This is a genomic window from Paenibacillus gorillae, assembly GCF_000513275.1.
GTDB lineage: Bacteria > Bacillota > Bacilli > Paenibacillales > Paenibacillaceae > Pristimantibacillus > Pristimantibacillus gorillae.
The window spans coordinates 1-9,779 of the sequence record NZ_CBVJ010000077.1; the positions used below are offsets into that span (position 1 = coordinate 1).

The window sequence follows — 9,779 nt, forward strand, 5'->3', positions numbered from 1 at the left end:
AAACACTCCGCTCGCCTTATGCGAGCAAACTGCCGCCAATTAACAGGGTCGCTGCGCGTTTTGGTTCATGCTGCCGTTCTTGACTCCATCAACCTATTCGCGTGCGCGATAGGGGATGGAGGGAACCTGCGAAATGTCATCCTGAACTCAAAACACTCCGCTCGCCCTATGCGAGCAAACTGACGCCCGTCGCCCCTTCTTCGAAACAAAATGCAAAAATACAGGTTGTAAGGCGCATTATGAGCGATTTATCGCATCAAAATGTAAATGTGCAGTTTGATCGGCTAAAAAAGAGCCGATATGATGATAATGGGCGATTTTAAATGTACTTTTACATTTTGGAAGCTATTTTTGACCTTTTGAGGCTAATCTACATGCACATTTGCATTTTGTTTTCATTCTGGCGGGAAGGTGCGGATTGGGTGGATGATGGGACTAGTCGGCGATATGTAATTGGCGGGTTTCTCTATGTTCAGATTCAAGTTCTCTTTGCTCCGACAAACTTGCCTTCCGCTCTTTCACAGGCAGCGCAAATACAGTATTCTAGGGGAGTCAAGGTTGATTTATATATGTTGAGAAGGAGGGCATTCAGCATGCCACAATTGACTTTTAGAGGTGTTCCAGCCGACAAGCTGCTCACCGTGAGCGAGGCACTCGCAACCGAGCTCGCTGCTATTTGTGAGTGCGGAACCGATAATTTTACGATGGATGTGCTGCAGACCACATCCGTCTATGGCGGAAGCAGCAGCGATACCAGCTATCCGTTTGTGGAGATTGGCTGGTTTGAACGGGGACAGGCTGTCAGAGACCAGGTAGCAGCAGCCGTTACGGCAAGACTGCAGGAGATCGGTATTGCCGATTCCGAAATCGCCTTTCGGGTATACCGGGAAGACAGCTATTACATCAACGGCGTACCCTGCAGCTGACAAAAAAAGTCCGGCCGGACGGTTACTGCCGTCTGGCCGGACTCCTATATGATTTTAGACAGCTGGCATTTGCGCTTTCGCGTTGCAGTCCCGGCATATGCCTTGAAAGTCCAGCCGGTGATCACTAACGGTAAAGCCGAATTCTGCCAACACCCGGTTCTCCAGCGGCAGCAGCCAATCCTCTTTGATTTCCTCTACAGTGCCGCATTTTGTACAGATAAGATGGTGATGAAGATGGGGCTGGTCCTCGCCTCTCAAATCGTAACGGGCCACGCCGTCGCCAAAGTTGACTTTCTCCACCACATGAAGCTCACAGAGCAGCTCCAGCGTACGGTATACCGTCGCCAGTCCGATATCGGGATAGCTTTGCTTCACCAGCAAATAAACCTCTTCCGCGCTCAAATGATCCTTCTCATACTCCAGAAGAACGTTCACAGTCGCCTCACGCTGCGCAGTAAGCTTAAAGCCCTTCGTCTTCAATTGCCGGTTGATCTGTTCAAGCTCGGGCTTTTGCTCTATGCTTATATTAATTTTTGAGTTTACATTCATGGCAATCACCTGCTTCCTTCTTGATTATAATAATTATAATCTAGTTATTATTATAGACCAAAATAGATATCAGGTAAACGTTTGTTTTCAATTTATTTAACGGAAGGAGATAAACTGATGAAATGCCCACTATGCGGTGAAAATCACAGTTGCGTGATGGAGACGACCACCTCTGCCTCAGGGAATGAGCTCGGCAGCTGCTGGTGTGCTCGTGAAACGTTCCCGAAAGCGCTGCTTGATACCGTGCCAGATGCCTACAAAAATGCGGCCTGCATTTGCAAAAGCTGCTTGTCCGAGTTCAAAGCAAAAGCGAAGGTGGAATCAGACTCCAGCGCAAACGAGTAACTCCCCCTATCTTACAGTGCCTCTAGTATAAGCTTCTTCAACTGCTCGTTGCGATGCTCAATAAAGCGTCTCATGTAGCGCTTTAAGACAAGCATTTCCGCAATCCGCCCGAGCAAGCCAAACGGCGCTTCAAAATGAAGCGTGTCGGTCATCACGGTGATTTTACCAATCTGCTCGAAATGATGAATATGTCTGAGGCTTTTAAAAGCACCCTTTAATGTCTCGTCGACAAACATGTAGGGTGGATCATATTCAGAAATAAGGGATGTAAGCCGCTGCCTGACGCCGAAATGCGTAGCTTCAAAGGTAACGGTCTCCCCTCCCTTGATCGGCCCGCTGGTAACACCTGCTACAGCCTTTTCCCGTGTATGTTTCCAAACCGTCCTCGTATGAACGCCAATATCGCTTGCCATTGCAAAACATAACGCAATCGGCGCCTCAATCTCAATTTTTGTCACTACAGTCGTTGCCATTCTTCCTCCACCTGCTATTCGCAGCATTAAGTCAGTTCATTGACCAGTTCAACATCTGCAAAATGCTCGTCCGATATTTTTTTGTCGCCAAAAATACCGCTAATATGATTAAATCCAGAATGCGTCCAGAACCGGAGCGCCGGCCAGTTTTTCAACGATACGTTCACTCGAATCTCCGAATAATCCAATCTTTTAGCCTCGATAAGCAGCTGCTTTACAACCTGCTTGCCATAGCCTTGTTTCTGATGATCGGCTGCGATGCCCATAAATGCAAGATAAATCGAGCTCTCCCGCGGATATCCGTGGTATAGGCTAATAAAGCCGATTATTTCGTCCATGGATTCATTGCGGATCGTCTGGATTCTAAAGTTCTCTTTGACGCCGCCTTCCGGCAAAATACCAGCCTCATACGACTCCCCAACATAGTTGGGATTATAGGTTCTCCCATCCCATTCGCTTATCGCGGTGCATGAATTGTAAATTTGCTGCACGGCATCGATTTCGTGCCGCTCCAGATCCGCCATTTTGTAAGCAAATGTTCTCCATACGGAAGGAATCAGATTCATCTTCCACTTCTCCTTGTTGTGCGAATAGTAAATACATCGGCTGTATGCCGTTTTTTTTGAAGGGAAAGCATGGCCCTCTCATGCCTGGGGAACGATACGATTTGAAGGTTATGCAAACAAGGAGTTTGACGCGATGAAGCTCTATATGACGGTGATCTTCCTCTTGTTTATCTGGCTGCTTACGCAGCAAAATGCAACGCCCGCTCATTCGGCACTCCCGTCTGACGAGCATCACGCTTTACAGCAGCTGCTTGAGCCTACCATTGGACGAGCTGTTTCAGCTTATTATGGCGAGCGGAGGAGCTACAGCGTTATGACAGTTAGCCGCCCCAGCTCCGCGATTGTTGCCGTCGAAATTTCGACGTTCCCGCATAAACAAATGCCGCCTATAGGGCATGATCTCATCACATTTAGAATCGATCCCCAACATACACAGTCAGCCCCAGAACTCATTCGTTATTTGCATAAAGGAGATGAGTGGGAGCACAAGCTTGAACAGTTTCGCAGCATGCTAACAAACGAGCTTCTCACTGCCTTCAATCTAGATAACGATGACAGTGCCTCGCAACCCTATAAATTGCGTGAACTTCAATATCAGGCTGAAACAAACCGCCAGCTTCGCCCTTTGGTTGCCTGCAATGAGCTTGCCGCGAGCCAATACCTGCCTGCGTATAATTCCGGTTATAAGAACACCCTGTCCCCCATTACACTACTTAATGAAACGAAACGTCTCGGCTATTTGTTGCTCAAACAAACGGACGGAACGAACATCGCAATCAGGCTGAGAAAAGACCGGCTAAAGGGCTGGCTATGCGGATCAGCAGAACGAAAACCCGGGCGGCCTATGACGAAAGAGCTTCTCTGGTATATGGAGTAGCTATTTTTTCCGAATCGGGTACAGGGTGAAGAACAAGACGGCCAGCAGCAAGGCTGCGATCGGGATCAAGCTTAGCATAGAGCGGAAACCCATAATCGCAGCATCCGACTGCTGCACCGCGTCCTTCACGTAATGCGAAGCTTCAAGTACAATTCCAGTCGTAAGCGCTTGCAGGGAAACACCCCAGCGGACGATAAATCCATTCATTCCGAAATACATCCCTTCCCGCCGTTCACGGGTCCGTTTCTCATCCTCGTCGATAACTTCAGATAGCATAATCTCCAGCAAGACCATCAGTCCTGCAAGACCAATGCCGACTAAACCTGCCGTTACGGCCGCAGCCGCAAGCGTGGTGACGAAGAGAAAAGGAAGAAGTGCAACCATATAGCAAATGACAGCGATAATAATGGTTTGGCGCGGCCCCCAGCGTTGAACGAGTCTCCCCCATACATACACGCAAGGAATGGCAACCAGAAAAATTGAGCCAAGCAAAATCGTACTGCCGTTATCCGCTGCACCAAGCACATATTTTGCAAAAAACGGTATCGTTGCCGGCAGCAGCGCAAAGGTAAATTGCACGAGCAGACTTCCGGTTACATAATACACAAACGCTTTGTTGGAAAACGTATAGCGAAGTGCACGCCAGAAACCGATTGTCGCTTCTGGCGCGGTCCCTCTCTCTTTACTGCCGGCAAGCATAACGATAAAGAATAGCAATGCGATAACACCGAAAATAACGCCCATCACGCCCCATCCCAGCTTGCCGTAAATAAGAGGAGGCAGCGCGACGCCAATAATCATGCCGATAATACCGAGCATTTGACGCCAGGAGGATACTGCCGCCCGCTCCTTGATCGTAACGAACAGCTCCGGAAACAGAGCCGAATAGTTGAGCACGACCATGACAAATAAAACATCATAAGCCAGGATGATGATAAGGAAATACCAGAATAGAGCCGTCCCCGTTCCAACCGGAAACCACATTGCGGTAAACAGTGCCGCTAGCGGGACCATGCCGAACAGCATATACGGCACTCTTCTTCCCCAGCGTGATTTGGTCCGGTCGGACAAATAGCCAAAAAGCGGATTAAGCAGCGCATTCACAATACCATGAATGACCATAGCCGATGTGATCAGATAAGGTCTGACTCCTAATACGTCTACGTAGTAGAACACGATGTATGTCGCAAAAGCCTGTGCAATTAAATTGACGGATAAATTACCCGAGCTATACGCGATTTTGCGGCCTAACCCAACCTCTGCCATCGGCTTCACTCTCTTCCTTGTTCTATAGTGAAATTTGTTTAACCATACGTTTATAGAGGTGCCCGCTTACTTCTAGCACACCATCCTCCGTGTAGCCCATCTTTACATACAATGCATGGGCCCGGTCATTATATTCCTCTACGATCAGCGTGACGCGGTCATAGCCTTCTTCTGCTGCTTTCACCTCAAAAGCGGCCATGAGTGCCTTGGCAATGCCTTGGCCTTGAAAATCCTCATGCACGGCAATAGAGTCCAGATAATATTCCCCCGGCCGGGTTTCTTGCGTAATGGTATAGCCTGTCCGCCCGGTTACCCGCTCGATTCTCTCTATGAATGGACGATCAAGCGCTTCTGCATCATCGCCGCCGTAGCTGATAAGAATGCCCGCTACTTTGTCTTCCCGCTTATCTACAATAACATTGCGATAGCTGATCCGGTTGCCTTCCTCCTCGTAAAAAGAGGCCAAGATGCCCATCGCTTCTTCTTCCCCGTCAACACCCGCCAGCGAACAGGCAATTGAACCGATTGCCGTATGCATTAAAGCCATTACCTCCGGGCCGTCTTCCTTCCTTGCTGCTTGTATCATTACGCCTTGCCTCCTTCTTCTGCTAAAAGCCACTGATGTTTGTTCTATTTTACCGCGATCTGCGCATGGCTATCATGCTATAATCGAGATCAGGTGATTAATTATATGACGACAAATCAAAAAGGGACAAACAATTATACGTATTTCAAACGTCCAATTGGCATTGTAAATAAAAACTTCCCCGCCGCCGAGCGGGCATCGGCAGACACCAGCACAGAACTCGTCGCCGCAACCGAAAGCGATGCTTCCTATTTTCGTTCGCTGGAGGCACACGGCATACAGTTGAATGCACGGCAAATTGCCGCTGTCCGTCATCATGACGGTCCGCTTCTAACGATTGCCGGAGCCGGATCAGGCAAAACCTCGGTGCTTGTCTGCCGCGCAGGCTACTTGCTCGCCGTACGCGGTATTCAGCCGCACCGGCTGCTGATGATGACTTTCTCCAAAAAAGCTGCGGAAGAAATGCGCGAGCGCATTGCCAAGCTGCCCAACATCGGTGATCACGCGGCATCCGCTATTGAAGCACGGACCTTCCATGCCTTTTGCCTGCTGCTGCTTCGACGGAGCGGCTATAAACAGGCTATTCTCGGAGAAACCGGCCGCAAACAGCTGTTTTTCAAAAAGCTGCTGCGCGAGCGGAATTTGCATGAGACGTACCAAGCTGAAACCTTGATTGCCATGTTATCTGCGTACAAGCTAGAAATGATCGAAGCTCAGGATCTCCCTGAAAGCGATGAGGAGGAGCGGCAGCTCAAGCAGCTGTTTCTCAGCTACGAGGCTTGGAAAACCGAAGCTCATCTCATCGATTACGACGATATGCTGCTGGAAGCGTACAAGCTATTGCTTCGGGAAGAACGGCTGCTTCAATCATTCCAAAACCGCTTCCGCTACATTATGATCGACGAGTTTCAGGATACGAATAAAGTGCAGTACGCACTCATTAAACTGCTCGTCGAGCCCAGCCGCAACTTAATGGTTGTCGGAGATGACGATCAGACCATTTATTCCTTTAACGGGGCGCGCAATGACTATATATTGAACTTCGAGCAGCAGTTTCCCGGAGCCCGCAGCGTCGTCCTTGACGTCAACTACCGCTCCGGCTCTGGTATCGTTGGTCTCGGTAATGCCATTATCCGTCACAACAAGCAGCGGCGGAGCAAGACACTGCAGACGGCCAAGCCGCATGGCGCACCGCCGGTCTTTGCGCGTCCGGGCAACTCCGACGATGAAGCGGAGCTAATTGTGAACACCATCATCGCCAAGCAAGGCAAAGGCAATTGCAGCTACGGCGATATAGCCGTTCTGTTCCGGACAGCGAGCAGCAGCCGTGCTGTATTCGATCAGCTTGTCATCCGTCAGGTGCCGTTCATCGACTATGGCGGAGGAGATTCCTTTTACGAGCAGGGCATTATTCGTCCTGTCATCGCCCACCTGCGCCTGTCGATCGAACGGCGTAATTTCGATGCGATGGAAGCGATGCTGGCGACGATGTACGTGAAGCCCGATCAGGCGATGGCCTTTATCTGGAACGAGGAGAAAAAGCAGGCGAAAAAATGGCCGCTCATTCATTTGACCCGTTTTCCGATGATTAAGGAATTCCATAAAGAGAAAATCAAAGAACGGATTAAGCTCATCCGTTCGCTTGCGACGATGCGGCCTGAAGCCGCTATTAAGCTTTTGCGGACAAGCTTCTATGATCAATATCTGGAAGCGAATAAAGGTCAAGCCGCACTGACAGAGCACAAGGAGTCGCTGAAAGAGATGCTCGATGAGCTGGAAGCGGCGGCCAAACGATTCGAGCGCATTGAGCCTTTCCTCGCTTTTATCGATGAGATTGCTGCCAAGCATGAGGAAATGAAGCTGCTGAAGCTCGACCCGCGCAACGCCGATGCCGTCAACTTTATGACGATCCATAAGTCGAAGGGACTTGAGTTTCCGGTCGTCTTCATATGCGGCGTCTCGGAGGGCATCCTGCCTCACAGCTCGGCAATGTCGGCCGACAAGAACAGCGACCGCAGCGTTCTGCAGGCTGGCGACAACAAGGCAGAGGCGGCGCTGGAGGAAGAAAGGCGTCTAGCTTATGTCGCCGTTACCCGGGCGCAGGAGGAGCTGTATATTAGCTCTCCCGCCTATTACCGCGGCAAGCCTGCCGCCGTCTCTCCGTTCTTGTTATCGGCTTATGAATAGCACTCATCTCACACCAAAACTACTGCTCTACAATGACTAAACTTGGCCGGTTCTCTGGAACTCCTTTCGGACGAACCGGCCAATATTGCCGATCGATTCTACAGCTACTGCTGCAGAGCTGTCTCCAAAGCTTCCACAATCAGCTTCTCTGCTTCAAAACGGTACGCAATCGGCAGAACCGACAGTTTAACAAACACCTGCTCCTGATAACCGAATATCGAAACGCCTGGGCTATAATTAACTGCGCAGCGCAGCTCAAGCTTATCCGTATTGGGAAACTCAAAACTATACCGATTTCCAGTCTGCGACATATACCGTACAAAAGCCCTTCCCCGCACATACTTTTCCCCATCAAGCTCGATTACGGGATACTCGGTTCCATTCACTGGAGAAATCGTAAGGGAACCAGAAAACACTTCTAATTTAGGTGTAGCTTGAATGATTCGATGAAGCTGTTCTTTGCTGGGAGGCAGTCCTAGCTGCCGGTCATGCATACCTTTCAACAATAAAATCAATTCCCCTAACGAAATAAGTACAAAACCGCCAAATAGAAGAATTCCTCCTATCCATGGACTAACTGCAAGCAAACTGATAATACCGATTATCACGAATGCAAACCCGACCAGCTTTTGAATGCTATAAAACAAGCGAGACACTCCTTTCCGCATAAAAAAAAGGAACCGGCCTTCTGCAGCCTGTCCCTTTTCTTCGTTGTCGAATTATTCTGCCGGTGCTACGAACGTACGTTGTGCGAACTCTGCATCAAGCATATAGAATGCATTGCTGTCCTTATCAATCCGTTTCAGCTTCTGAATGATGCTGTCGAACAGGGACTCTTCCTCTACCTGCTCGTCGATGAACCATTTCAGGAAGTACATCGTTGCGTGCTCACGATCATTCAGCGCCAAATCGGCAAGATCGTAGAACCGTTTCGTGTTCTGCTGTTCATGCGCGTAACCGTGCTCGAACGCATCAAGCATCGAAGCGTACTCGTTTTTAGGATCGCCCAGTCCCGCCAGCGTAGCGCGACGATTCCGGTCATTCAGGAACTTATATATTTTCATCGCGTGAAAACGTTCTTCTTCAGCCTGAATAATAAAGAAGTTGGCAAAGCCCTCAAGGCTTTCTGCCGAACAGTAGGCTGCCATTGCAAGATACACATGCGCCGAATAGAATTCGAAATTCATTTGATCGTTTAAAGCCTCTGCTAATTTGTCATTCATCGCTTATGCACCTCATCTTTTCAAGAATTATCTATATTCTACCACAAATAAAAGGGACGGCAAATGCCATCCCTCTGTAAATTTATCCGATCAATCTTTTCAGTTGCTTATATAGCTTATCGGCGGAATCAGCTTTCACCGTCTCCGATTTTATCATAACGAAGCACTCATGCTTGCATGTCCTGCAGTTTCCGAGGCAATCCTTTTTTTCATTTCAATCTCGGGATATTTCGACTTCATCGCCTTGTAGACAGGCTTTGTCCCGTTATTCTTCATATTGCGTGAGCAATATTTGATCTTCTTCATCCCAGTCACCCCGTAACCCGCCATGCAAACGCATAGGTGTATTACTCAAATGATATTAATTATCATTCCCGTTGTCAATAGCGGGGACAAGAGTGACAGCTTTTATTTTCAACACATCCAGTCCTTTTTTCAACTGCGTGTCTTCCTGCTCCAGTTTATTGTTTAATTGTTCAAGCAATCGATAAGCGGTCTTATCATTAAATGCGCCGCTTGCCGGTAGCTTCTGGTCATTCTGGAAGCGGCGCAACGCTTGCTCCGTCTCCGCATCGAACAGACCTGTCTGACCGGTATCCGCATAACCCAGCACATTCAGCATCGTCTGGAGCGTCTTCACATCCTCGCCAAAGCTCCCCTTCCCCATCTCGCTTCCAATCGGAAGCGGACGAAGCGAGGCGTAGCTAGGAAGTGCAACATCGATATCCGGCATAACCCCGGCTTTATGAATCCATGTGCCGCCTGGTGGTTTTCCACTGCG

12 protein-coding genes are annotated in these 9,779 nt (G+C 49.1%); 4 read left to right on the forward strand and 8 right to left on the reverse strand.

Translation table 11 applies throughout. From position 1 onward, the window contains the following. Nucleotides 1–593: 593 nt before the first annotated feature. Complete coding sequence (locus TY10_RS13320) at nt 594–926, forward strand: DUF1904 family protein (RefSeq protein WP_042164250.1); 333 nt, start codon at nt 594–596, stop codon at nt 924–926. Between the two features lie 54 nt (nt 927–980). Here the strand turns inward: TY10_RS13320 and fur are convergent, their stop codons facing one another. After that, nucleotides 981–1,475, reverse strand: a complete 495-nt coding sequence (gene fur, locus TY10_RS13325) for a ferric iron uptake transcriptional regulator (RefSeq protein WP_042164252.1) — start codon at nt 1,473–1,475, stop codon at nt 981–983. Between the two features lie 117 nt (nt 1,476–1,592). Between fur and TY10_RS13330 the strand changes: the two genes are divergently transcribed. Next, nucleotides 1,593–1,820, forward strand: a complete 228-nt coding sequence (locus TY10_RS13330) for a cysteine-rich CWC family protein (protein ID WP_042164255.1) — start codon at nt 1,593–1,595, stop codon at nt 1,818–1,820. Between the two features lie 11 nt (nt 1,821–1,831). Here TY10_RS13330 and TY10_RS13335 read toward each other — a convergent pair whose 3' ends face one another. Then, a complete protein-coding gene (locus tag TY10_RS13335; RefSeq protein WP_042164259.1) occupies nt 1,832–2,293 on the reverse strand; it encodes an SRPBCC family protein in 462 nt (153 codons plus the stop codon). A gap of 26 nt (nt 2,294–2,319) precedes the next feature. Beyond that, nucleotides 2,320–2,859 carry a GNAT family N-acetyltransferase gene (locus TY10_RS13340; RefSeq protein WP_042164261.1) on the reverse strand — a complete coding sequence of 180 codons (540 nt, stop codon included), beginning with the start codon at nt 2,857–2,859 and terminating at the stop codon, nt 2,320–2,322. Nucleotides 2,860–2,992: 133 nt separating this feature from the next. Here TY10_RS13340 and TY10_RS13345 point away from each other — a divergent pair, with 133 nt between their 5' ends. Beyond that, nucleotides 2,993–3,736: a DUF3888 domain-containing protein gene (locus TY10_RS13345; protein WP_042164263.1), complete on the forward strand. Its 744-nt coding sequence runs from the start codon at nt 2,993–2,995 to the stop codon at nt 3,734–3,736. Here TY10_RS13345 and TY10_RS13350 read toward each other — a convergent pair whose 3' ends face one another. Then, the gene (locus TY10_RS13350; protein WP_042164265.1) at nt 3,737–5,002 is read right to left on the reverse strand and encodes an MFS transporter; all 1,266 of its coding nucleotides are present in this window, start codon (nt 5,000–5,002) and stop codon (nt 3,737–3,739) included. Nucleotides 5,003–5,024: 22 nt separating this feature from the next. Next, entirely contained in the window at nt 5,025–5,588 is a 564-nt protein-coding gene (locus TY10_RS13355) for a GNAT family N-acetyltransferase (RefSeq protein WP_042164267.1), read from the reverse strand. 105 nt (nt 5,589–5,693) lie between these two features. On the opposite strand from TY10_RS13355, the gene TY10_RS13360 reads away from it, so the two are divergent. After that, nucleotides 5,694–7,775 carry an ATP-dependent helicase gene (locus tag TY10_RS13360; RefSeq protein ID WP_042164269.1) on the forward strand — a complete coding sequence of 694 codons (2,082 nt, stop codon included), beginning with the start codon at nt 5,694–5,696 and terminating at the stop codon, nt 7,773–7,775. Nucleotides 7,776–7,879: 104 nt separating this feature from the next. Here the strand turns inward: TY10_RS13360 and TY10_RS13365 are convergent, their stop codons facing one another. From TY10_RS13365 to TY10_RS13380, 3 genes are all read right to left on the reverse strand, one after another. Further along, nucleotides 7,880–8,422 (reverse strand): hypothetical protein, encoded by a 543-nt coding sequence (locus tag TY10_RS13365; protein WP_042164271.1) that lies wholly within the window; start codon nt 8,420–8,422, stop codon nt 7,880–7,882. Between the two features lie 72 nt (nt 8,423–8,494). Continuing rightward, nucleotides 8,495–8,998 carry a ferritin gene (locus TY10_RS13370; RefSeq protein ID WP_042164273.1) on the reverse strand — a complete coding sequence of 168 codons (504 nt, stop codon included), beginning with the start codon at nt 8,996–8,998 and terminating at the stop codon, nt 8,495–8,497. Nucleotides 8,999–9,359: 361 nt separating this feature from the next. Next, nucleotides 9,360–9,779, reverse strand: a 420-nt coding sequence (locus TY10_RS13380; protein WP_202903183.1) for a peptidoglycan-binding domain-containing protein, incomplete at its 5' end; no start/stop codon positions are given.